The organism is Aeromonas sp. S2(2024) (assembly GCF_041402505.1).
In the GTDB taxonomy this organism is placed as follows: Bacteria; Pseudomonadota; Gammaproteobacteria; order Enterobacterales; family Aeromonadaceae; genus Aeromonas; species Aeromonas media.
The window spans coordinates 14,829-37,724 of sequence record NZ_JBGLRL010000022.1; the positions used below are offsets into that span (position 1 = coordinate 14,829).

Annotated in this window: 20 protein-coding genes; 13 read left to right on the top strand and 7 right to left on the bottom strand. The window is 63.4% G+C overall.

Going from position 1 to position 22,896, the window contains the following annotated elements; genetic code table 11:
- Positions 1 to 31 precede the first annotated feature (31 nt).
- On the top strand, positions 32 to 2,860 hold the full coding sequence (gene uvrA, locus ACB039_RS17830) for an excinuclease ABC subunit UvrA (RefSeq protein ID WP_005328767.1): 2,829 nt from the start codon (positions 32 to 34) through the stop codon (positions 2,858 to 2,860).
- 186 nt (positions 2,861 to 3,046) lie between these two features.
- Here uvrA and ACB039_RS17835 read toward each other — a convergent pair whose 3' ends face one another.
- Entirely contained in the window at positions 3,047 to 3,172 is a 126-nt protein-coding gene (locus tag ACB039_RS17835; protein WP_371166150.1) for a hypothetical protein, read from the bottom strand.
- A 324-nt stretch (positions 3,173 to 3,496) separates the two neighbouring features.
- Here ACB039_RS17835 and ACB039_RS17840 point away from each other — a divergent pair, with 324 nt between their 5' ends.
- The 3 genes from ACB039_RS17840 to ACB039_RS17850 all read left to right on the top strand — a co-directional run bounded on the left by ACB039_RS17840 (position 3,497) and on the right by ACB039_RS17850 (position 7,742).
- Positions 3,497 to 4,108 carry an OmpW family outer membrane protein gene (locus ACB039_RS17840; protein ID WP_041206519.1) on the top strand — a complete coding sequence of 204 codons (612 nt, stop codon included), beginning with the start codon at positions 3,497 to 3,499 and terminating at the stop codon, positions 4,106 to 4,108.
- A 200-nt stretch (positions 4,109 to 4,308) separates the two neighbouring features.
- On the top strand, positions 4,309 to 6,288 hold the full coding sequence (locus tag ACB039_RS17845) for a methyl-accepting chemotaxis protein (RefSeq protein ID WP_043128873.1): 1,980 nt from the start codon (positions 4,309 to 4,311) through the stop codon (positions 6,286 to 6,288).
- 8 nt (positions 6,289 to 6,296) lie between these two features.
- Positions 6,297 to 7,742, top strand: coding sequence for an ABC transporter substrate-binding protein (locus tag ACB039_RS17850; RefSeq protein ID WP_182786781.1), 1,446 nt, complete (start codon positions 6,297 to 6,299; stop codon positions 7,740 to 7,742).
- Between the two features lie 60 nt (positions 7,743 to 7,802).
- Here the strand turns inward: ACB039_RS17850 and ACB039_RS17855 are convergent, their stop codons facing one another.
- Positions 7,803 to 8,597 carry a GNAT family N-acetyltransferase gene (locus tag ACB039_RS17855; protein WP_182786779.1) on the bottom strand — a complete coding sequence of 265 codons (795 nt, stop codon included), beginning with the start codon at positions 8,595 to 8,597 and terminating at the stop codon, positions 7,803 to 7,805.
- A 327-nt stretch (positions 8,598 to 8,924) separates the two neighbouring features.
- Between ACB039_RS17855 and metF the strand changes: the two genes are divergently transcribed.
- The 3 genes from metF (at position 8,925) to ACB039_RS17870 (ending at position 12,472) form a co-directional block, all read left to right on the top strand.
- Positions 8,925 to 9,821, top strand: coding sequence for a methylenetetrahydrofolate reductase (gene metF / locus ACB039_RS17860; RefSeq protein ID WP_025328549.1), 897 nt, complete (start codon positions 8,925 to 8,927; stop codon positions 9,819 to 9,821).
- Positions 9,822 to 10,458: 637 nt separating this feature from the next.
- Positions 10,459 to 10,731 carry a DUF2442 domain-containing protein gene (locus tag ACB039_RS17865; RefSeq protein WP_005328751.1) on the top strand — a complete coding sequence of 91 codons (273 nt, stop codon included), beginning with the start codon at positions 10,459 to 10,461 and terminating at the stop codon, positions 10,729 to 10,731.
- A gap of 124 nt (positions 10,732 to 10,855) precedes the next feature.
- On the top strand, positions 10,856 to 12,472 hold the full coding sequence (locus tag ACB039_RS17870) for an alpha-amylase family glycosyl hydrolase (RefSeq protein ID WP_371166151.1): 1,617 nt from the start codon (positions 10,856 to 10,858) through the stop codon (positions 12,470 to 12,472).
- 46 nt (positions 12,473 to 12,518) lie between these two features.
- Here ACB039_RS17870 and ACB039_RS17875 read toward each other — a convergent pair whose 3' ends face one another.
- On the bottom strand, positions 12,519 to 13,967 hold the full coding sequence (locus ACB039_RS17875) for a RimK family protein (RefSeq protein ID WP_371166152.1): 1,449 nt from the start codon (positions 13,965 to 13,967) through the stop codon (positions 12,519 to 12,521).
- A 186-nt stretch (positions 13,968 to 14,153) separates the two neighbouring features.
- On the opposite strand from ACB039_RS17875, the gene ACB039_RS17880 reads away from it, so the two are divergent.
- From ACB039_RS17880 to ACB039_RS17895, 4 genes are all read left to right on the top strand, one after another.
- Positions 14,154 to 14,612 (top strand): N-acetyltransferase family protein, encoded by a 459-nt coding sequence (locus tag ACB039_RS17880; RefSeq protein ID WP_371166153.1) that lies wholly within the window; start codon positions 14,154 to 14,156, stop codon positions 14,610 to 14,612.
- Between the two features lie 241 nt (positions 14,613 to 14,853).
- Complete coding sequence (locus tag ACB039_RS17885; protein ID WP_371166154.1) at positions 14,854 to 15,099, top strand: DUF3624 family protein; 246 nt, start codon at positions 14,854 to 14,856, stop codon at positions 15,097 to 15,099.
- 42 nt (positions 15,100 to 15,141) lie between these two features.
- On the top strand, positions 15,142 to 15,888 hold the full coding sequence (locus ACB039_RS17890; protein ID WP_270823577.1) for an SDR family oxidoreductase: 747 nt from the start codon (positions 15,142 to 15,144) through the stop codon (positions 15,886 to 15,888).
- Between the two features lie 214 nt (positions 15,889 to 16,102).
- Positions 16,103 to 16,540, top strand: a complete 438-nt coding sequence (locus ACB039_RS17895) for a hypothetical protein (RefSeq protein WP_268423713.1) — start codon at positions 16,103 to 16,105, stop codon at positions 16,538 to 16,540.
- Positions 16,541 to 16,654: 114 nt separating this feature from the next.
- Here the strand turns inward: ACB039_RS17895 and ACB039_RS17900 are convergent, their stop codons facing one another.
- Complete coding sequence (locus tag ACB039_RS17900) at positions 16,655 to 17,236, bottom strand: hypothetical protein (RefSeq protein WP_041206510.1); 582 nt, start codon at positions 17,234 to 17,236, stop codon at positions 16,655 to 16,657.
- A gap of 217 nt (positions 17,237 to 17,453) precedes the next feature.
- Between ACB039_RS17900 and ACB039_RS17905 the strand changes: the two genes are divergently transcribed.
- Positions 17,454 to 18,629 (top strand): iron-containing alcohol dehydrogenase, encoded by a 1,176-nt coding sequence (locus ACB039_RS17905; RefSeq protein ID WP_082030048.1) that lies wholly within the window; start codon positions 17,454 to 17,456, stop codon positions 18,627 to 18,629.
- 83 nt (positions 18,630 to 18,712) lie between these two features.
- Here the strand turns inward: ACB039_RS17905 and ACB039_RS17910 are convergent, their stop codons facing one another.
- The 3 genes from ACB039_RS17910 to ACB039_RS17920 form a co-directional block, all read right to left on the bottom strand.
- Positions 18,713 to 19,339: a glutathione S-transferase family protein gene (locus ACB039_RS17910; protein ID WP_371166155.1), complete on the bottom strand. Its 627-nt coding sequence runs from the start codon at positions 19,337 to 19,339 to the stop codon at positions 18,713 to 18,715.
- 105 nt (positions 19,340 to 19,444) lie between these two features.
- Positions 19,445 to 20,713: an O-acetylhomoserine aminocarboxypropyltransferase/cysteine synthase family protein gene (locus ACB039_RS17915; protein ID WP_371166156.1), complete on the bottom strand. Its 1,269-nt coding sequence runs from the start codon at positions 20,711 to 20,713 to the stop codon at positions 19,445 to 19,447.
- Between the two features lie 158 nt (positions 20,714 to 20,871).
- Positions 20,872 to 21,048 carry a hypothetical protein gene (locus tag ACB039_RS17920; RefSeq protein WP_371166157.1) on the bottom strand — a complete coding sequence of 59 codons (177 nt, stop codon included), beginning with the start codon at positions 21,046 to 21,048 and terminating at the stop codon, positions 20,872 to 20,874.
- Positions 21,049 to 21,148: 100 nt separating this feature from the next.
- Here ACB039_RS17920 and sgrR point away from each other — a divergent pair, with 100 nt between their 5' ends.
- Positions 21,149 to 22,888, top strand: a complete 1,740-nt coding sequence (gene sgrR, locus ACB039_RS17925; RefSeq protein ID WP_371166158.1) for an HTH-type transcriptional regulator SgrR — start codon at positions 21,149 to 21,151, stop codon at positions 22,886 to 22,888.
- Positions 22,889 to 22,896: the final 8 nt, after the last annotated feature.

Consider the following 22,896-nt stretch of genomic DNA (forward strand, 5'->3'; position numbering starts at 1 on the left):
GCTCTGGTTCCCGTATCGAGCGCGCAACAAGATGGAAAAAATCGTGATCCGGGGTGCCCGCACCCACAACCTCAAGAACATCAATCTGATTTTGCCCCGCGACAAGTTGATCGTGGTCACCGGCCTGTCCGGTTCCGGCAAGTCTTCCCTGGCGTTCGATACCCTCTATGCCGAAGGCCAGCGCCGCTATGTGGAGTCGCTCTCCGCCTATGCCCGCCAGTTCCTCTCCCTGATGGAGAAACCGGATGTGGACCATATCGAGGGGCTCTCGCCGGCCATCTCCATCGAGCAGAAGTCCACCTCCCACAACCCGCGCTCGACCGTCGGCACCATCACCGAGATCTACGACTACCTGCGTCTGCTGTTTGCCCGGGTCGGCGAGCCGCGCTGTCCGACCCACGCCATCCCGCTCGCCGCCCAGACCATCAGCCAGATGGTGGATCAGGTGCTGGCCCAGCCCGAAGGCACCAAGCTGATGTTGCTGGCGCCCGTGGTGCGCAATCGCAAGGGGGAGCACACCAAGCTGCTGGAGAACCTGGCGGCCCAGGGCTACATTCGTGCTCGCATCGATGGGGAGGTGTGCGATCTCTCCGATCCTCCCCCGTTGGAGCTGCACAAGAAGCACACCATCGAAGTGGTGGTGGATCGCTTCAAGGTGCGTGATGACCTGGCGCTGCGCCTCGCGGAGTCCTTCGAGACGGCACTGACCCTCTCCGGCGGCATCGTGCTGGTGGCGCCCATGGACGGGGAGGAGGGGATTGCCCCGCTGATCTTCTCCGCCAACTTCGCCTGCCCCGAGTGCGGTTACTCCATGTCGGAGCTGGAGCCACGCATCTTCTCCTTCAACAACCCGGCCGGCGCCTGCCCCACCTGCGACGGTCTCGGGGTGCAGCAGTACTTCGATCCCGCCAAGCTGATCCACGATCCGGGCCAGAGCCTGGCCGGTGGCGCCATCCGCGGTTGGGACAAACGCAGCTTCTATTACTTCCAGATGCTGAAATCCCTCGCCGAGCACTACAAGTTCGATCTGGAGGCACCCTGGGAGGATCTGCCAGCCAAGACCCAGGAAGTGATCCTGCGCGGCTCCGGTCGCACCGAGATCGAGTTCCGCTACATGAACGATCGTGGCGATGTGGTGGTACGCAAGCATCCGTTCGAGGGGATATTGCACAACATGGAGCGCCGCTACCGGGAGACTGAATCCAACTCGGTGCGGGAAGAGCTGGCCAAGTACATTGCCAACAAGTCCTGCACCAGCTGCGGTGGCAGCCGGTTGCGGGAAGAGGCGCGCCATGTCTTCGTGGACAACCGCAACCTGCCGGCCATCGCCGAGCAGTCCATCGGCGATGCGCTCGCCTTCTTCGAGGGGTTGAACCTGAGCGGCCAGCGCGCCCAGATCGCCGAGAAGATCCTCAAGGAGATAGTCGAGCGGCTTGGCTTCCTAGTGAACGTCGGCCTCAATTACCTGAGCCTGTCTCGCAGCGCCGAGACCCTCTCCGGCGGCGAGGCGCAGCGGATCCGGCTGGCGAGCCAGATCGGCGCCGGTCTGGTGGGGGTCATGTACGTGCTGGATGAGCCCTCCATCGGCCTGCACCAGCGGGACAACGAGCGGCTGCTCAAGACCCTCACTCATCTGCGCGATCTGGGCAATACCGTGATCGTGGTGGAGCACGACGAGGATGCCATCCGCCTCGCCGATCATGTGCTCGATATCGGCCCCGGGGCCGGCGTGCACGGTGGTGCCATCGTCGCCCAGGGGACGCCGGAAGAGATCATCGCCAACCCCGAATCGCTGACCGGTGACTACCTCTCCGGTCGCAAGCAGATCGCCATTCCGGATGAGCGTACCCCGCTCACCGGCAAGTGGTTGAAGCTCAAGGGGGCGAGCGGCAACAACCTGCGCAACGTCAACCTGGATCTGCCCATCGGGGTGATGACCTGCGTCACCGGGGTCTCCGGCTCCGGCAAGTCGACCCTGATCAACGACACCCTGTTTCGCATCGCCCACCGGGAACTCAACAAGGCCACCGAGTCCACGCCGGCCCCCTATCGCGAAGTGGAAGGGCTGGAGCACCTGGACAAGGTGGTGGACATCGACCAGAGCCCGATCGGCCGCACCCCGCGCTCCAATCCTGCCACCTATACCGGCTTGTTCACTCCGATCCGCGAGCTGCTCTCCGGCACTCAGGAGGCGCGCTCCCGCGGCTACCTGCCGGGTCGCTTCTCCTTCAACGTCAAGGGGGGCCGCTGCGAGGCCTGTCAGGGGGATGGCGTCATCAAGGTGGAGATGCACTTCCTGCCGGATGTCTATGTGCCGTGCGACGTCTGCAAGGGCAAGCGCTACAACCGCGAGACCCTGGAGGTGAAGTACAAAGGCAAGAACATCCACGAGATCCTCGAGATGACGGTGGAAGATGCCCGCGCGTTCTTCGATCCCGTCCCTGCGGTGGCGCGCAAGCTGCAAACCCTGATGGATGTGGGCCTCTCCTACATCCGCCTCGGCCAGTCCGCCACCACCCTGTCGGGTGGCGAGGCGCAGCGGGTCAAGCTGGCGCGGGAGCTCTCCAAGCGCGACACCGGCCAGACTCTCTACATCCTGGACGAGCCGACCACGGGGCTGCACTTCCACGACATCCAGCAACTGCTCAAAGTGCTGCACCAGCTGCGGGATCGGGGCAACACCATCGTCATCATCGAGCACAATCTGGACGTCATCAAAACCGCCGACTGGATCGTCGATCTGGGGCCGGAAGGGGGTGCTGGCGGTGGCCGTATCCTGGTGACCGGGACGCCGGAGGAGATGAGCCGTTGCAAGGAGTCGCACACCGCGCGCTTCCTGGCCCCCTTGCTGAACAAGTAAGGGCACATCAGACAGACAAGGGGCCTTGGCCCCTTTTTTGTGGGCGATCGAGAGGGACGCGAGGGATCTTTCCTCGGGCCGGCGTCAGCGACGGGCGCAGACACTGAGCCTGGGAGTGGCTGAATGTGGCATTGGATCGGGCACGGCAGGACAGTCACCGGGAGTATGAGCGGTGACGGCGGAGTGTCAGTGAGCCAGCATCAGGAAGGCGAGGGCAAACAGAACGCCGAGCAGGATAAACAGGAAGGAGCCGATGCCCCAGATGGCTGCCAGGATGCCGATGATTTTGTCTTTGCGTGTTTGTGGTTTCATAAAGATTAAATTACAGCATGGCTACATTGCTTTAATAAAATACGCTGACCGGCATAATTAAACAACAGTTAAAAGGCAATGTGAGCGCGATTAAGGTGTATTTATTTGATATTTTAAGGCTGTTCTTATGGTGTGTTTATATTTCAAGGTGCTGTATTTAAATGGTTTTTTAGTATTTTGAGTTGATTTTATGATTGTTAGAAGCTGTTGTGTACATCCATCTATTTCTTGATAACTATTGAGCCAAATCAATAACCAGTCATTCACATCCTTTTATAGTTTTCGGGCTTACAACATAGAAAGAAAACAAAAAGGAAATATGTGATGAAAAAAGTCCTTCCTCTCCTGATCGCAGCCGCTTTTGCTTCCCCCGCCGTCCTGGCCCACCAGGCCGGCGACATTCTGGTGCGTGGCGGTCTGGCCTTTGTCTCCCCCCAGACCAGCAGTGACGACGTCCTCGGCACCGGCGAGCTGGATATCGACAGCAACATGCAGCTGGGGCTGACCCTCTCCTACATGCTGACGGACAACTGGGGCGTCGAGCTGCTTGCGGCGACCCCCTTCTCCCACTCGGTGTCGACCCCGGGGCTGGGTGAGGTCGCCAAGGTCAAGCACCTGCCGCCGACCCTGATGGCGCAGTACTATTTCGGTGATGCCAACAGCAAGGTGCGTCCTTATGTCGGTGCCGGTATCAACTACACCACCTTCTTCGATGAAGAGGGCCGTGGGGCACTGGCGGGCACGGATGTGAGCGTCGACTCCTCCTGGGGGTTGGCGGGTCAGGTGGGGCTGGACATGGCGATCAATGACCGCTGGTTCGTCAACGCCTCCGCCTGGCTCATCGACATCGACACCGACGTGCACACCGCAGTGGGCACCATCAATACCTCCATCGATCCGGTTGCCTTCATGTTTGGCGTCGGCTATCGCTTCTGATGACAGGGTTGGCCGCCTCAAGGCCATGACAACCAAGCATGTCTCTTTGGCCCGGCTCTGTTCGGGCCCTTTTCTGTCTGGCTCGGGGCAATAACTGTGATCCGGCCCCTCAAAGTGTCACTTATTGCTCTTCCATTGCCTCGGCGTGCCGATAGCCTCTGCGTTAACCCCTTTATTTCCCAACGAGTGAGGATGTCTCCATGGGTTTATCTATCGTGCAGCGGATCATCGCCGGATTTGTGCTGATGTTGCTGCTGCTGGTTCTGCTGGGCTTCATCAGTATTCTGAAGATCCGGGGGATCAATGAGGGACTGTCCCAGGTATCGGATCGTGCCACTCCCCTGGTTATCGCCGTCGCCGGGCTCAAGGGGGCACTGCAGGACAGCAACCGCTGGGTGCTGACCTACAGGACCAGCGAGGATGCCACCCAGTTGCCGCAGCTGGCCAGCCAGTTCAAGGCGCAGCAGGCGCGCTTCGTTGCCCAGAGCAAGGAGATGGCCCGCTTCAACGATGTGGCCGAGGCGGGCGAGCGCTTTCGTCAGGTCGATGGGGCCACCCGGGAGTTCTACGGTCTGGCGGATCAGGTGCTGAGCCAGCATGGTCAGTGGATAGCCGCCCTCGATCGCCGTCATGAGCTGGAGCTGGCCTTTATCAGGCTGGAAGACACCTATCAGTGGGCCGCCGATCTGCTGTTGCAGCAGACCGCCAGCAAGCGTTCCATGCGCAACAAGGCCGAACTCATCACCTCCGGCATCGCCCGGGATCTGAAGAATATCCGTCGAGCCGACGCCAAGACAGATCTCAACGAACTGGAGAAGGTGCTCGCCAAGGATATCGAGATGGCGCGCAAGCGGCTCGAGCGGGTGCTGGTGCCCGATGACGTGAGGCAGCGCTTCGTCGTCAATCTGGACAGGATGCAGGAGCTGGCGCTCGGCCCGCAGGGGCTGCTGGCCACCATGCGTAATGCCCAGCAGCTTGCCGCCTCGCTGCAAACCTTGAATCAGCAGCTCGACACCAGCCTGGTCAACAGCCTGGCGCTGCTGGACGAGATGGGCAAGTCGGCGGGCAGCATCGCCAGCCAGAGCCGGATCGGGGCCGATGACGCCGTCAGCAGTGCCAGCTTCTGGATCCTGATCGTCTCCGCCATCTCGGCCGCCGCCGCGCTCATCATCGGTTACACCACGGCCCGCAGCATACAGCGTCCGCTGCAGCTGATCGATCGGGCGCTGGATCGCATGGCCACCGGGGACATGACCCGGCGCATCGACTACCAGAGCCGCTGTGAATTCGGCAGCCTGACTCGTTCCATCAACACCCTGGCGGACAAGACGGGGGAGTTGCTCTCCCAGATCAACGCCGGTTCCCGCCATCTGGTGGAGGAGGCGAGCCGCGCCGCCGAGATAAGCGAAAGGGCCATGTCCAGGGTGCAGGATCAGAAGAGCCAGACCGACCAGGTGGCCGCCGCCATCACCGAACTGGAGGTGAGCGCCACCGAGGTGGCCCGCTCCACAGATGGCACCAAGCGCGAGGTGGATCTGGCCGACGAGGAGGCACGTGCCGGTCGCAAGCAGGTGGCGACCACGCGCCGGATCACCGAACAGCTGGCTGGCGCCATGGAGGAGGCGGTCGGCATCACCCACAAGCTGGGGGAATTCAGCAACAACATCGGCAGTATTCTGGACGTGATCCGCAGCATTGCCGAGCAGACCAACCTGCTGGCACTGAATGCGGCCATCGAGGCGGCACGGGCCGGTGATGCCGGCCGCGGCTTTGCGGTGGTGGCGGACGAGGTCAGGGCGCTGGCGAACCGGACCCAGACCTCGACCGAAGAGATCCAGGCCATGATCGAAAACCTGCAGAGCTCCAGCAAGCAGGTGATGGAGGTGATGGGGCGCAGCCAGGAGCAGACCCAGGGTTGCGTGTCACAGACCCGGGCCATGGATCAGGCGTTGCAATCCATCGCCGAGCGGATGAGTGCCATCAAGTCGATGGCGGATCAGGTCGCCCATGCGGCCCAGGAACAGATCTCGGTCAGTCAGGGGGTGGCCCGTCATATCGCCGGCATTGCGGACGTGGCCTACGAGACCGAACGGGAGGCCCGTGAATCGGCAGGCAGCAGTGAAGTGCTGGCGGAACTGGTCGCCAAGCAGCAGCAATTGATCGCTCATTTCAAGGTGTAGGAGGACTTATGGCTAACAAGTGGATCGGGGCCCTGAGTCTCCTGTTGTGTGGCCAGCTGATGGCCAGCGAGCTGGTGATCGAAAGCTGGCGGATTGATGACAAGGCCCTGTGGGAGGAGAAGATCATCCCCGCCTTCGAGGCCGCTCACCCGGGCATACAGGTGAGCTTCAACGGGGTGCAGAACGTCGACTACATGCCGACGCTCTGGGCCAGTCTGAAGGAGGGCAAGGCAGGGGATCTCATCACCTGCCGCCCGTTCGATGACTCCCTGGCCCTGTTCAAGGCGGGTCATCTGGCGGAGCTGAGCGAGATGGCCGGGATGGAGAATTTCCCGAGCTTCGCCCAGTCCCCCTGGCAGACCGACAGCGGGGCCCAGACCTTCTGCGTGCCCATGGCTTCCGTCATTCACGGCTTCTTCTACAACAAGCAGATCTTCAGCGAGCTGGGGCTGGCCGTGCCCCAGACCCGGGACGAGTTTTTCGCCGTGCTCGACAAGGTGAAGGCGGATGGTCGCTATGTGCCGCTGGCCATGAGTGGCTCCGAGAGCTGGGTCGCCTCCGAGCTGGGCTTCCAGAACATTGGCCCCAACTACTGGAAGGGGGAGGATGGCAGGCTGGCGCTGATTGGCGGCCAGGAGCGGCTCGACAACCCGCAATACGTCAAGGTGTTCGAGGAGCTGGCCCGCTGGCGTGCCTATCTCGGCGAGGGGGGGGAGGGTCGTGACTACGCCACTACCAACGAGCTATTCACCTCCGGCAAGGCTGCCTTCTATGCGGCCGGCTCCTGGGAGATAGCCCCCTTCACCGGCAAGGTGGACTTCGGTGTCATGCGCCCCCCTGTGGCAAAGCAGGGTGACGGTTGCTTCTTCACCGATCACACCGACATCGGCATGGGGATGAACCCGGCCAGCAAGAACAAGGAGGCCGCCATGACCTTCCTGCAGTGGCTGACCACCTCCCAGTTTGCCGAGCTCTATACCAATTCGCTGCCGGGGTTCTTCTCCCTCTCCAACCACTTCTTCGAGGCCACCAACCCGGCGGCCAAAGAGATGATGGAGTGGCGAGATCAGTGTGACTCTACCATCCGGGTCGCCACCCAGATCCTCTCTCGCGGCACCCCCAAGCTGGGGGATGAGCTGGCCGAGGTGAGTCAGAGTGTGCTGCTCGGCACCATGGCGCCGCAAGCCGCCGCCGACCGGCTGGAGCAGGGGCTGAAGGGTTGGTATGCCCCGCATCAAGGCCAGCAGGCCAAGGCCGTGGACTGCCAATGCACGGCTCCCGCCGCCGTCTCTGCCGCGCCCGCCACGGTTGAGGCTTCCGTTGCTACGTCATCCGCGGCCATCTCGACCGCGCTGAGCGCGTCCCCCGTGTCTGCGGCTGTGGCTCCCTCGGCGGCTGCCTCGACCGACGTCGAGCAGGCGCTGGCCAGCGAGCTGGAAGCACCGCAACCCTGAAGGGCTGCACCATGAAAAAACGGGAGGCATCAGCCTCCCGTTTTCATTTGCGCCAGACGCCTATGGCTGGTGAGTCCAGCGGCACAGGCTGCCGATACGCGCCACCGGGACGAAACCCAGGGCGCGGTAGACCCGCTGGGCGTGGTAGTGCTCGTCGGCCACTATGATGAGCTGCCTGGCTCGCTCGAACCCCTGACGGGCGACCTGGCTCAGCAACTGACGGCAGAGGCCCCGGTTTCGCCAATCCTGATGGGTACGAACCAGCTGGAAGCGCCCCATGGTGCCGGTGAAGAAGAGGCCGCAACTGGCGACCAGGCGATCCTGATGCCAGATCCCCCACCACTGTCCCAGTCCATCGGCGATCATGGCCTGATAGAGGTCGCGCCGTGACTGCAGGTAGGCGAGGTAGCTCTCCTCCTCATGACCTGGGTCCCTGTCATCGAGCTCCAGGGTCAGCCAGTCATCCCAGTCGGCAGGGGTGAAGGGGCGGGCCGGGGCGAGGTCCTGGTCGCTCGGTGTCTGCCAGCTGGCGGCTTCCAGTGCCAGCACCACGCACTCCATGTATTGGTATCCCGCCGCCACGAAGCCGGCGACCCGGCTGTTCTGTCCCTCGGCCAGCGGCCACTGGAAGGTGCGATGGCGGATCCTGGGATCCTGGCCGATCAGCTTGTCGAAGCTGGCTTCGAGCCAACCCTTGTCACGGTCGCTGGGGGGCGTGGGGAGCAGCAGATAGTTGCCGAAGTAGTAATCCGGGGCTGTCGAGGTGCGCACGGCCCAGAACCCTTGATGGTCCGTCACCTCGCCCTGATAGCGATCGAACAGCAAATCGGTGGCAAAACCGGGGTGATCTTCCATGACAAGGCTCCTGCAAATGCTTGAATTGATTATCGGCAGGGAGGGAGAGAAGTTAAAAAAAGGCCGGGAAACCCGGCCAAACAATCACACGCAGATTCAGAACGTCCAGGACGATCCGCCCGCATCATAGCGTGCCTGAGGACATTTTGGGATGGGGCCGCTCGCGACTTGGGTTGAATTGCAAAATAAAAAAAATCGCTTATCCCGCCTTCGTGGGTAAATCGAGGTTGACTTTGAGCCGTTTTCTCATAAAGATAGGAAGACGTTTAGACGTCCAAACATCCGTTTTGACGTACAGGAATCGGTTGTAGGACAGGGAGAGAGCAGATGGGATTTCACAGCGCGCGTCAGGTTGAGGCACTCAACCAGAGTCTGGCTGACTTGGGTAACAACATTTCGGTCAGTTTCGAGTTTTTCCCCCCCAACAGCGAAGGGATGGAAAATACCCTCTGGCAATCCATCGAACGACTGCAGGTGCTGGAACCCAAGTTTGTCTCCGTGACCTATGGCGCCAACTCGGGCACCCGGGATCGCACTCACAAGGTGATCAAGGACATCAAGGAGCGCACCGGCCTCATCGCCGCGCCGCACCTGACCTGTATCGATGCCAGCCGCGACGAGCTGAGAACCATTGCCCGTGACTACTGGAACAGCGGCATTCGCCACATAGTGGCACTGCGTGGTGATTTGCCTCCCGGACTCGACAAGCCGGACATGTATGCCACCGATCTGGTCGCCCTGCTCAAGTCCGAAGCCGACTTCGACATCTCGGTTGCCGCCTATCCGGAAGGCCACCCCGAAGCCAGGAGCGCGCAGTCCGACCTGCTCAACCTCAAGCGCAAGATAGATGCCGGTGCCAACCGCGCCATTACCCAGTTCTTCTTCGATGTGGAGACCTACCTGCGTTTTCGTGATCGCTGCGCCGCCATCGGCATCGATGCCGAAATCGTGCCCGGGATACTGCCGGTCTCCAATTTCCAGACCCTCAACAAGTTTGCCGGCTTTACCAACGTGAAGATCCCGCGCTGGATGCATCAGCGGTTCGAGGGGCTGGATAACGATCAGATGACCCGCAACATGGTGGGGGCCAGCATCGCCATCGATCAGGTGCGGGTGTTGAGCCAGGAAGGGGTGAAGGATTTCCACTTCTACACCCTGAACCGATCCGAGCTGACCTACGCCATCTGCCATACCCTGGGTGTGAGGCCGAAAGGCCAGGCCTGATCCCCATCAGTCCATATCCGCTTCGGCAGTGGATAGACCTCATTTCAGCCAACCTTGAGCCCCCGATGCACCGCACCGGGGGATTGTTTTTCAGGGCATGATGCAGGTGATCCCTGTTGCGGATATACCGCTTCGCTCACCATCGTTCAGGCTTGCGTCTGCCTGCCGTCCTAGTCGGAACGTATCTTCCAATCTACCCAACCAGAGCCCATTTAGTCGTCAGCACATCATTTGGGAGACGTAAGCCATATTATTCACCCCGCCTGTGGAGGGTCATCTGGCTATTCTGCGTCATCGTACAGCGCCAGCGTGGCATCCTTCATGACCTCCGGCTGTGATGCCGGAACCGGTTGTCGTCCGCCAGCCGGATTGGTTTGCCTGCTTGACGGACTCGCCGAAGGCATCGCACGGTTCGCAGGCTCAGCCTTCCATAAAGAGATCGTTGATGTTGGTGGCCAGCGGCGAGCCGCCGAGAACGCCGACAAACCAGCAGCAACCAGCTCTTCGGCTGGCCGGTGTGCTCCTGACCTGGCCAGAAGACAGCATAAATGACTGGGCATTGTGTGATCCTCATTGCAAAGCGGGACGGGAGGCTTGCCTATAATGGCGCCGGATTTTCTCAATCGGAGCCGAAGGGATGCCGGTCTTCATCGATGTGGAGTATGTGCATGACTGGTGCCTGTTCGTGGTGCTCTCGGATGGCACTACCGGGGTGCTGGACCTGACCCCCTGGCGCAGCCAGCCCCTGTTTGCCGCCATTGACACCGAGCGTCGCTTCGCCCGGGTCTTCATCAATCGCCGCCACCAGCTGGAGTGGCCTGGAGGCTTCACCCTGTCGGCCCAGGAGGTCTATCACCTGATCAAGCCCATCGACGAGCGCGACGCCTTCCACGATCGCAACACGCATTGAGCCTTGCCTGCTAACGCGTTGAGTCAGGTAACGTTTTCAGTCACAGACCCGCTTTGGCGAGGCCGCTATCATGGCTCCAGGGTGGCGTATTTTGCGCCAGCACCATCACAGCGGGAAGATAACAATGAAACAAGGAAGGTTGCGCCATGGCGGCCTGATCGGGGCCGCCTTGTTACTGACAGCGTGCGGCAGCGGCGGCGGGGGCTCCAGCAGCGAACCCCAGCCCCCCGTGGTCAATCCGCCCCCCACCTCGGACAGCCGCGCCTGCTACGGCGATGATCAGCCCGCCTGCAACCTGCGCACCTATCAGGTGATGGTGGAATCCTTCGTCGATGGCGATGGCAGTGCCAACTACGGTGTCGGTTACGGTCCTTCCAGGCACAACGGCGATCTGCAGGGGATCATCGACAGCCTGGACCACATCAAGAGCCTCAACGTCAACGCCATCTGGCTGACCCCTGTGTTCGACTCCTGTGCCGGTCAGGCCGGGGACGATCGGCTGGATGCCACCGGCTACTTCGCCTGCGACTTCTTCAACGTGGACCCGAACTTCGGCAGCAATGCCCAGTTGAAAAAACTGGTCGAGGCAGCCCATCAGCGTGGGCTGCATGTCTTCCTGGACGGCGTGTTCGGCCACGTCAACCGGGTCGGGGTGAGCAAGCCTTCGCCGGAGGGGCGTCTGCCCGCCCTCAAGAGTGGCGGCGCCGGCTACCCTGGCCAGCTGGTGGATTATGGCAAGCCCGAGAGCCTTGCCTACTTCAAGGAAGTGGCCCGCTACTGGGTCGAGCAGTACGGCATCGACGGCTGGCGCCTCGATCAGGCCTATCAGCTAGGGCTGGACGAGTGGCGCGCCATTCGCAGCGAGGTGGAGCAGGTCAGTGCGGCGCGCAAGGCTGCCGGCCAGCAGTGGGGCACCCTAGGCTACATGGTGGGGGAGGTGTGGAAGGGGGCCGACGACATCCGTAACGAGGCCTACGGCAGCAGCGACAACCCGGCGCTCTCCTCTGCGTTCGACTTCCCGCTGCGCTACGGCTTGGTGCAGGCGCTGGCGGTGGAGGAGTCCGGCAAGGGGGGCCAGGGGGCCAGCGTGCTCGATGCCAGCTGGAACAAGGTGGAGAACTACCCGGATCACGCCATGCCTAACCTGATGCTGGGCAACCACGATCTGGTGCGTTTCGGGGATCTGCTGGAGCGCGGCAACTTCAATCCGGCGGACTACTGGCAGCGTCACAAGGCGGCCTTCAGCTTCCTGGCGGCACGCTCCGGCCCTATCACCCTCTATTACGGCGAGGAGTTTGGCGACGAGGTGCCGGGCTTTGCGGCCCAGGTGGGTGGCGACTGTGCGGCCCAGGGGCTGTGTGACGATCACGTGGCCCGCAGCGACGGCAAGGTGCCCGGTGTCACCGGCTTTGCCCCGAGCAGCGAGCAGGCCGAGCTCAAGCAGTGGCTTGGCCAGCTGTTGGCCCTGCGTGCCGCCCACCCCGCCCTCTATCAGGGGGAAAGGATCAAGCTGGTGGCCGAGGGCAGCGTCTACGGCGACATCAAGCAGACGGCGGCGGAGCAGATAGTCTACCTGCTCAACGTCTCCACCACGCCCCAGAGCTATGCCGTGCCGGTTGGCAAGCTGCGCAGCGGCAGCGCCCTGGTGGATCTGCAGAGCGGCGAGCGCCTGGCCATGGGAGGCAGCAGCCTGACGGTGGACTTGCCACCCCTCAGTGGTCGCTTCCTGCAGTTGCAATAACGCCTGTCCCATCACAAAGAGGGCCCCTGCACGGGGCCCTCTTTGTTTATGGTCGGTCAGGGGTGCTCTGCCCCCGGTTCTCCAGCCGTTGCCGGAAGGCCCTGGCCAGGCGTTCATAGAGATCCCTGGCCTCTCTGTCTTCGATGTCGCCACGGATCCAGGGGTTGTCGATGATTTCCAGCAGCACGCAGCCCTGGCCCTGCTGGCGCAGATCCACCCCGAACAGGCCGTTGCCGAGCTGGTGCACGGCACGGCGGGCGGTCTGCAACACCCGTTCCGGCACTTCGGTGAGCGGCAGCGCCTCGATCCGGCTCATGTCGAGGGGGTGCTTGCGGCGGCGGATGCGGTTGCCGGGCTCCGGCCGGTAGCGGCGGCAGGCGAACAGCGGCGAGCCGTCGAGAAAGCCGATGCGCCAGTCGAACTCGGCGGGGATCCGGCTCTGCACCAGCAGCAGGGCGGAGCGGCCCAGCCCCTCGTCCAGCAGGCGGGCGAGCTGGGTCTCGTCGCTGGCCATGGCGAGATCACGGCCCTGGGCACCGTCGGGCACCTTCACCATCAGCGGCAGGCCGAGGCGCTGCACCAGCTCGTCCACCTGGTGGCGGCCACGGCGGGTCACCACCATGGTGGGCGGCATGGGCACGCCGCTGCGCACCATCAGCTCGTAGAGGTAGAGCTTGTTGCTGCAGGCGAGGATGGCGCGGGAGCTGTCTATCACCGGCATCTTGAGCTGCTCGGCACGGCGGGCGAACTCGAAGGTGTAGTGGCCCACCGCGGTCTCGGCCCGCAGCCAGAGGGTGTCGAACTCCGGCAGCCGCTCGATGGCGGAGGGCGCCAGAATTTCGGCCTGGATCCCCTGGGCGGCGGCGGCCTGGATGAAGCGCTCTATCGCCAGGGCATCGCTGCTGGCCCGGCCATCGTTCTGATCCATCAGGATGGCGAGCTGATAGAGCGGCGCCGTCTGCTCCTCGTCCCCGGTACCGACCAGGGCCTGGGCGTGCTGCAGCATCAGCTCCCGCTCTCGCGGGCTCAGCGCCAGGGGGGATAGGCTCTGCTGCTGGCGCACCGACCAGCCGTGACGGCCTCGTTTCAGCGTCAGCTCTTGCAGCGGCAGCTGGTTCAGGCCGTAGTAGTAGCGGGACAGCCCCGCCAGCTCGCTCTGTTCGCACTGGCCGAAGATGGCGCGTACCCGGATCCTGTCCTCGCTTTGGCGGGCCAGCCAGCCCTGCAGCTTGCGCCACAGCTTGGCCGGTGGCTGCTGGGGTTGCTGCCGGCTGATGGCCTGCAGTCCCGGCAGGCAGTGGTGGCTGCGGGCCTGGGCCAGCAGGGAACAGTAATAGCCCGTACTCAGGTGCTCCAGGCTGCGGCAGAGATTGATGATGCGGGGACGGCCGCCGGTGGTCGGCACGCCGTGTTGCAGATAGGTGCGGGCGGTCAGCAGATAATCGGCACGACAGGGCCAGTCGCCCGGCTCGTCGACGATGACATAGGTACTCATATTTTCGGCTCCACAGAAAGGACTGCCTGAAAAGGCAGGATCCCCAGTGGGCTTCGATGCACCGACAAGCACGACAATGGCGCGAGGGGAAACAAGAGGTTACAGTGCCTAATATTCTGCCTTGGTAACTTGTGATACAAGTCGCATTTCTGGTGCTGAGGATAAATAACCGAACAAGGACTCCCCGTGTTGACCGTGCGCACGGCCCGAACCGATGATTTGGGCGCCATCGTGAAGCTGGAACGCTACTGTTTTCCCCCCGAGGTCGCCTTCGGCCGCAGCCGCTGGCACTACCTGCTCAGCCATGCCAGGGGGCGCACCCTGCTGCTGCTGGATGAGAAGGCGCAACTGATGGGCTACCTCAGCGTGCTGGAGCACAGGGGCTGGAACAGGCTCATCATCCAGACCCTCGCCATTCGCTGGACGGTGCGCCGCCAGGGTTGGGCCAGGCGCCTGCTGGAGCAGGTGATCCGGGAGGGCCGGGAAGCGGGCTGGGGGGCTATCCGGCTCGAGGTGGCCGATGCCAACCCCGAAGCCCAGACCCTCTACCATGGGCTGGGGTTTCGCCCCAGGCTCAGGCTGCCGGATTACTACGGCCCGGGCCAGCATGCGCACCGGCTGGTGCTGGCGCTGAAGCAGGCTTGAGAGAGGAGAGAGGATGAGCTGCGACAACTGCCTCGCCACCGCCTTCGGGGTCAGCATGAGCCGCGCTGCCGCGACATCAAGGGGCAGTCATGAGCTGTGACAACTGTCTTGCCACCGCCTTCGGGGTCAGCATGAGCCGCGCTGCCGCGACATCAAGGGGCAGCCATGAGCTGTGACAACTGTCTTGCCACCGCCTTCGGGGTCAGCATGAGCCGCGCTGCCGCGACATCAAGGGGCAGCCATGAGCTGTGACAACTGTCTTGCCACCGCCATCAGGGCCAGGCTGGGGCGCTGCCCGATCTGCGCCATCCAGACGCTCGTCATCGGCTTGGTGGGCTGGCTGGTCTGGTGGTGGTGTGGTGCCGACACCTCGGTCAACGCCCTCACCGGCCTGCTGTTTGCCCTGGGGGGCAGCGGCCTGTTGCTGCTGCATCTGGCGGTGTTTATCTGGCGAAAAGCGACGGGCCGCGAGTTGGATGATGAATGAATTCTTTTTGTTTCAACAAGATAAATCACAATGGAGGTTCAGATGATCGCAATGGTAACGGGCGCCTCGTCCGGGTTTGGTGAAGCCATCAGCCGTCTGCTGGTGAACGCGGGTTACAGGGTGATCGGCACCGGTCGCCGCGCCGAACGGCTGGCCGCCCTGGCCGACGAGCTGGGCGAGCAGTTCCTGCCGCTGGCGTTCGACGTGCAGGACAAGGCCGCCACCCGCGCCGCCATCGAGGGGCTGCCGGCCGAGTGGTGCGAGGTGGACCTGCTGGTGAACAACGCCGGACTGGCGCTCGGGCTTGAGCCCGCCCACAAGGCGGATCTCGAAGACTGGGAGCAGATGATAGCCACCAACATCAGTGGCCTGACCCTGCTCACCCGCCTGCTGCTGCCAGGCATGGTGGCGCGCAATCGCGGCCACGTGGTCAACATCGGCTCCATCGCTGGCACTTACCCCTACCCGGGCGGCAACGTCTATGGCGCCACCAAGGCGTTCGTGAAGCAGTTCAGCCTGAACCTGCGTGCCGATCTGGCGGGCAGCGCGGTGCGCGTCACCAATGTGGAGCCTGGTCTGTGCGGCGGTACCGAGTTCTCCAACGTGCGCTTCCACGGTGACGACGCCAAGGCGGCCACCGTCTATCAGGGGGTGCAGGCCATCCAGCCGGAGGACATCGCCAATACCGTGCTCTGGGTCAGTCAGCAGCCCGCTCACGTCAACATCAACAGCATAGAGATCATGCCGGTGGCCCAGACCTTCGGCCCGCTGCAGATCAGCCGTCGCTGAACCCCGTCTCGGCGGGATGAGAAGAGGCACCCCTGGGTGCCTCTTCTCGCTCTGTTTTCTATCCCGCCCGCCGCCCCCGTCTGGCGTCATCCACCCTCTATCCCAGATCGCTGCCAGCGAGTGGTCAAGTTGGCCTGCAACTTGCTGAGTCATGGTGATTGGCGGGGAGTGTCTCCCCGGACGCCGGTTTGGCCGGCAGCAGCGTGGAGCCTTCATGGATATCAAACCTTATGGTCAGCAACTCGCCCAGAGTGCGTCCCACAGCCGTGCCCTGGCCACCCTCAGTGGCGATGACAGCCAGCAGGGGAGCTGGGATCAGCAGGTCAGCCTCTCCAGCCAGGTGCTGACCGGCAAGGCGCAGCAGGTACTGACTTACGAGCATCTTGCCAGAAGCGGCAAGAGCGCCTCCCTGGCCGGGAGCGCCAGCAATACGGTGGTGCAGCAGCTGGTGGACAAGGCACTCGGCTTCGATCGCAAAAAATTTGACGATCTCGAGAGCCAGATCAAGGGGGTGGCCGACGACAAGACGCTCTCGGCCGAAGAGCGGGAGACCCAGACCCGGGCCCTGACCGAGCAGCGTGATGCCATGCTCAAGGCGGCCATGGACAGGCTCACCGGCAAGTCGTCGAGCGGGCAGAGTGCCCAAGCCTGACATCACCGACTCGAACGGCAATCTTTAGTGTCAGATGGGCAAGATGTTGCCCCGGATGCGGGGGAAAGATGAAGCAGGGAGCGCCAGTGCCCTCCCTGCCGTAGAGGGCGTGCCTCAGGGTTTTGGCACTATCCCTATGGCGATGGCCGTGGTCTGGACCGCCTTGATCTGATCCCCCTTGGCGATCAGGGCGAACTGGGCCGGATCCTTCACCTTGAGGGTGAGGGTATTGTCCACGCCCTTGACCCTGATGGTCTGCTGCGCCTTGTCGACGTCGATGACATCGGCATAGATGGTCACCTGCATGCCGGCCCCGGCGCCCGGTTGCTCACCGGCGGCCGCCTTGCTCCCGTCTACTTCCACCACCCGTTTTCTCACCCCGGCGGTGCCCTTGAGCAGCTCGAGATCCAGCAGTTGCAGGTAGCGCAGCGCCACCACGTCCCCCACCTTGAGATTCTGGAGGTTGGTCACCTCTTCTCCGGCAACCAGATCGAAGGTCTTGCCTTCGGCATTCTTCAGGCTGACCTTGCGGGTCGCGAGATCGATGGCGGTAACGGTCGCCTCGGCTTTCACCTCTTCGGCCAGGCTGGCCTGGCCCGGGGTGACGGCCACATTGGTGGTGACCTCGGCGGCCTGTATCAGGGGATTGACACAGAGAGTGAGCACTCCTGCGATCCATGCGTGCTTCAGTTTCATGATTAGACCCTATGGCTGGAAAACAGAACCCCGTGAGAGGCGTCAGGATGACGACATGGCGCGGCGCCATGATGGAGCAGGGGAGTGACCCCTTCTCCAGTTACACCATAGCAAAGTCACACCTGAGTACCATCATGCCGAAGGAGGCGGATCACCATTTTGATGGCTTGCTCCCGTTTTTTGACCCGATGGGCCGGCTGGCGCACAATCCTCCTGCATGCATTCAATCGAGGGCTCTGCCGTGTACAACTTCCAATATGCCAATCCTACTCGCATCTGTTTCGGGGAGGGCCAGATCGCCACATTGCCGGAGCTTGTCCCTGCAGGCAGCCGCCTGCTGGTGCTCTACGGCGGCGGCAGCATCAAGCAGAACGGTGTCTATGAGCAGTTGACCCAGGCGCTGGCGGGAAGGGAGTGGCTGGAGTTTCCCGGTATAGGTGCCAACCCTCAGTACGATCAGTTGATGGAGGCGGTGGCTCTGGTCAAGCGCGAGCGCATCGACTTCCTGCTGGCGGTGGGCGGCGGATCCGTAGTGGATGGCACCAAGTTCGTGGCGGCGGCGGCCTGCTTCGAGGGGGAGGACCCCTGGGAGATCCTGCTGGACAAGGCACCGGTCAAGGCGGCCTTGCCGCTCGGCTGCGTGCTGACCCTGCCAGCCACTGGATCCGAGAGCAATCCGGCCGCCGTGGTGAGCCGGGGGGAGGCCAAGCTCTCCTTCTACAACCCGTTGGTGCTGCCCCGGTTTGCGGTGCTGGATCCCACCACCACCTACAGCCTGCCGCCGCGCCAGGTGGGCAACGGCGTGGTGGATGCCTTCGTCCACATCCTGGAGCAGTACCTCACCTTCCCGGTGGGGGGCGAGGTGCAGGACAGGTTGGCAGAGGGCCTGCTGCAGGTGCTGGTGGACAACGGCCCGCGAGCGTTGACGGAGCCCACCAACTACCAGGTGCGCGCCAACCTGATGTGGGCCGCCAGCCTGGCCCTCAACGGCCTCATCGGGCGCGGTGTGCCCCAGGACTGGTCCACCCATGCCATAGGTCACCAGCTCACCGCCCTGCACGGGCTGGATCATGCCCAGAGCCTGGCGGTGGTGCTGCCTTCATTGCTGCGGGAGCAATCGGCCCAGAAGCAGGAAAAGCTGGCCCAGTTCGCCGAACGGGTGTGGCACTCCGGCCGCGAGGACAGGGCGCTGCGCATCGAGGAGGCGATTATCCGCACCGAGCAGTTCTTCCAGCAGATGGGGGTGGGCACCCGCCTCGCCGACTACGGTCTGACAGAGAGCTGCATCCCCGCCATCTGCTCCAACCTCAAGCGCTTCGGCCTGACCGCCCTCGGGGAGCAGCAGGATATCGATCCCGACAAGGTGGCGCGGATCCTTTCCCACGCGCTCTGATCATCTGCTTGACGAGCTGAAAAGAAAACGCCCCGATTGTCGGGGCGTTTTGCATTCCGGGGTGGGGCACTGAGGGGAGAGGATCAGGCTCCCAGATCCAGCTCGCGCTCCAGGGCTGCCGCCTTCTGGCGGGCCGGGTGGCTGTTGAGCCGCTGCCAGTAGGCCTCAAGGTGCGGGAACCGGGCCAGCTGGCCGCCCTGGGCCAGCAGATCCACCAGGAAGGAGTTCATGATGTCGGCGCCGGAGAGGCGATCCCCCACCAGATAGCGGCGGCTTGCCAGCACCTCGTTGAGATAGCCCAGCACCTTGGCGCACTCCGCCTTGGCGTAGTCCGGCAGGAAGCGCATCGGGCTGCCATCTTTTCGCACGAACATGTCCAGCAGCAGCGGCAGGATGCCGGAGCTCTCGGCAAAGTGGAGCCACTGCAGGTATTCGGGATAGTCGGGGCTATCGGGGGCCGGCGCCAGCCGCTCGGCCGCATGGCGGGCGATCAGGTATTCGGTGATGGCGCCGGATTCGGCCAGCACGCGGCCGTCGAACTCGATGACCGGCGACTTGCCGAGGGGATGGATGGCCTTGAGCTCGGGAGGCGCGAGGAAGGTGGTGGCGTCGCGCTGGTAGGCCTGGATCCGGTAGGGCAGGCCCAGCTCCTCGAGCAGCCAGATGATGCGTTGGGAGCGGGACTTGTTCAGGTGGTGCAGAACTATCATGGGAACCTCGATTCGGTGGCGGGATTGTGTGTACGAACGGGCGAGGCAAGTGGTTCACCGGCAGACAAAAAAGAGCGGGCAGTGCCCGCTCTTCTGTTGGCTGACTCAGGCCTCCAGTGCCTGATCCAGATCCGCCAGTATGTCTTCGATGGCCTCGATCCCCACCGACAGCCGGATCATCTCCGGTTTGACCCCGGCCTTGGCCTGCTCGGCTTCGCTCAGCTGGCGGTGGGTGGTGGAGGCGGGGTGGCAGGCCAGGGACTTGGCATCGCCGATGTTGACCAGCCGCTTGAAGATCTTGAGCGCATCGTAGAAGCGTACCCCCGCCTCATACCCTTCCTTCAGACCGAAGGAGAGGATGGCCGAGGGACGGCCGCCCATGTACTTCTCCGCCAGCGGATAGTGGGGGTGATCCGGCAGACCGGCATAGCTGACCCAGGCCACCTTGGGGTGATGCTTGAGGTGGTGGGCGACCCGCAGGGCGTTGTCCACGTGGCGCTCCATGCGCAGGCTCAGGGTCTCCAGTCCCTGCAGCAGCAGGAAGGCGTTCATGGGGGCCAGCGCCGCGCCGGTGTTGCGCAGGGGCACGGTGCGCACCCGGCCGATGAAGGCGGCCGGGCCAAAGGCGTCCGTATAGACCACCCCGTGATAGGAGGGCTCAGGCTGGGTGAGCTGGGGGAAGCGCTCGGCGTGATCCGCCCAGGGGAACTTGCCCGAGTCGACGATGACGCCCCCCAGGGAGTTGCCATGGCCGCCCACGTACTTGGTTAGGCTGTGTACCACGATGTCGGCGCCGTGCTCTATGGGTTTGCACAGCACAGGGGTGGCGACCGTGTTGTCGACGATGAGCGGCACGCCACGGGCGTGGGCCACCTTGGCGAAGGCCGCCAGATCGACGATGTTGCCCGCCGGGTTGCCGATGCTCTCGCAATAGACCGCCTTGGTCCTGTCGTCGATGAGGGCGGCGATGGCCTCGGCGCTGTCATCCTTGGCAAAGCGCACCTCGACCCCGAAACTCGGCAACATGTGGGCGAACAGGGTGTAGGTGCCGCCATAGAGCTGGGGGGTGGAGACGATGTTGTCGCCGGCGGCGGTCAACGCCTGAATGGCGTAGGTGATGGCGGCGGAACCCGCCGAGACCACCAGCCCGGCGATGCCTCCCTCCAGCGCGGCCATCCGTTGTTCCAGCACATCGTTGGTGGGGTTCATGATGCGGGTGTAGATGTTGCCTGGCACCGCCAGGTTGAACAGATCCGCCCCGTGCTGGGCGCTGTCGAACTCGTAGGCCACCGTCTGGTAGATGGGCACGGCCACCGCCTTGGTGGTGGGATCGTGGGAAAAGCCGTGGTGCAGGGCCAGGGTCGCATCTTTCATCACACACTCCTTGTTGGATGTTGCTGGGTAGCAGTTATAGATGGATAGACGTCCAATCTAGCAGGCCCTGCGCCGATGTAAACCACCCAATCCGGCAAAGCAATGCCAGTGGGGTTGTGATCCTGCTGCGCCCTTTCCCGTCCTGAGTCCTGGCCCATTCAGAGGCGGCGACGATACTCCCTGTCGTCTATCTGGTGCATGTCCCACTGCATCAGGCGGTTGAGCTGCTGCATGGGATCCTCGATCAGGGTCAGGGGACGGGGCAGGATCCGGCGGAAGTAGCGGCGCAGGATCTGCTGGATCCGGTTCGGTGCATGGGGGGTGGTCTGGCTCATGATGGTGCTCCTGTGCTGTGGTGTTCACGTTCGCCAACAGTATTGAGCTAAAATGAGGAAGTAAAAACTGACAAACTTCATCAAAAGGATTTCCTCTTTTATGCCCAGCAACCGCCTCTACCAGCAATTTCAACGGCTCGCCCAGCAGCTTGGCTGCGATGAGCGGGAGATCAGCCTCGCCGAGGTGGCGGATCTGCTCTGTTGCACCCCGCGCAACGCCCGCCTGCTGCTGCGTCGCATGCAGGATCAGGGCTGGCTCAGCTGGTCGGCCGAGGCGGGCAGGGGACGACGTTCCCGGCTCATCCTGCTGGACAATCAGGAGAGCCTGACTCGTCGCCGGCTGCGGGATCTGCTGAGTCAGGGGCAGCTCACCCAGGCGGTACGGCTGGCGGAAGGGCGGCTGGATTTGCTCACCCCGCTGCTCATCGAGCAGCTCGGCCAGGCCACCAGGGAGGGGCGCCAGATCCTGCGGGTGCCCTACTATCGTCCGCTGCCCCAGCTGCTGCCCACGGATCCCCTGCGCCGCTCCGAAATTCACCTGAGTCGGCAGATCTTCAACGGCCTGACCCGGCGAAATGAGGAAAATGGGGAAATCGAGGGGGATCTGGCTCACCACTGGGAGTGCCTCGGCCCCTGTCACTGGCGCTTCTATCTGAGGCCGGCGGTGCGTTTTCACCATGGCCGCGAGCTGGGGGTGGAAGATGTGATGGAGAGCCTGCATGCCTTGCGCGAACGCCCGCTGTTTGCCCATCTGGCACGGCTGGAGAGCCCCTGGCCGCGCACCCTGGATATGTATCTCGACAGTCCGGATCCCCTGCTGCCCCATCTGCTGGCGGAGCCGGTGGCGGCGATCCTGCCGCGCGAGCTCAAGGAAGAGGCGGGCTTTGCCCTGCAGCCGGTCGGTACCGGCCCCTACAAGGTGGTTGCCAACGATCCCCTGCAGCTGTGCCTCGAGGCCTTCGACGACTACTTCGGCCTGCGGGCTCTGCTCGACGAGATCGACATCTGGATGCTGCCGGAGCTGGCGGAGCGGCTGGAGAGCCACCTGCAGCTGGGGCGCGACAGCCCCGAGCTCGGCACCATGCGTGGTGAGTCGGAACTGGAATCGGGCTGCTACTTCCTGCTGCAGGACGACAGATCCCCCCCGCTGCAGGATCCCGCTCTGCGTCAGTGGCTGACCCGGCTGCTGAACCCCATCGCCCTGATGGGACGGGTCGCCCCCGAGCTGCAACGGGGCTGGACCAGTGCCCTCGGCTTGCTGCCCCACTGGCGCGAGACACTGCCCGCCGAGGAGCCGAGGCCGGCACGGTTGCCGACCCGGCTGGTGCTGGCCTGCTTCAACCAGCACCTGGAGTTTGAGGAGTGTGCCGGCGCCATGGCCAGCCTGCTCGGGGAGCAGGGGATCCGGCTCGAGGTGCACACCCTGGATTACGGCCGCTGGGTGAGCGGTGCCGATGAAGACGTGGATCTCTGGCTCGGCACCTTGAACCTGGAGCATGAGCACGCCTTCGCCCCCTATGCCTGGCTCCAGGGCACCCCCTTGCTGCGCAAGGTGTGGGGCGGCCAGCAGCGTTTGTGGCAGGGATTGACGCAGTGGCGCGCCAGCGGCGCCGAGCCCGGCCCGCGGGCCTTGCTGGCCGAGGTGCAGCGCCGGGGCTGGTTCGTGCCGTTGTTTCACCACTGGCTGGAGCTGGAGAGCCGGGTCGGCGTGCACGGGGTGCGCATGACGGCCCTCGGCTGGTTCGATTTTCGCAGCGCATGGCTCAGACCCGAACAGGGGATGGCGGCAGCGGAAACCGGAGACGGCTACCACCCGGATGCCGGGACGCTTGAGTCATGAGGGTTGGC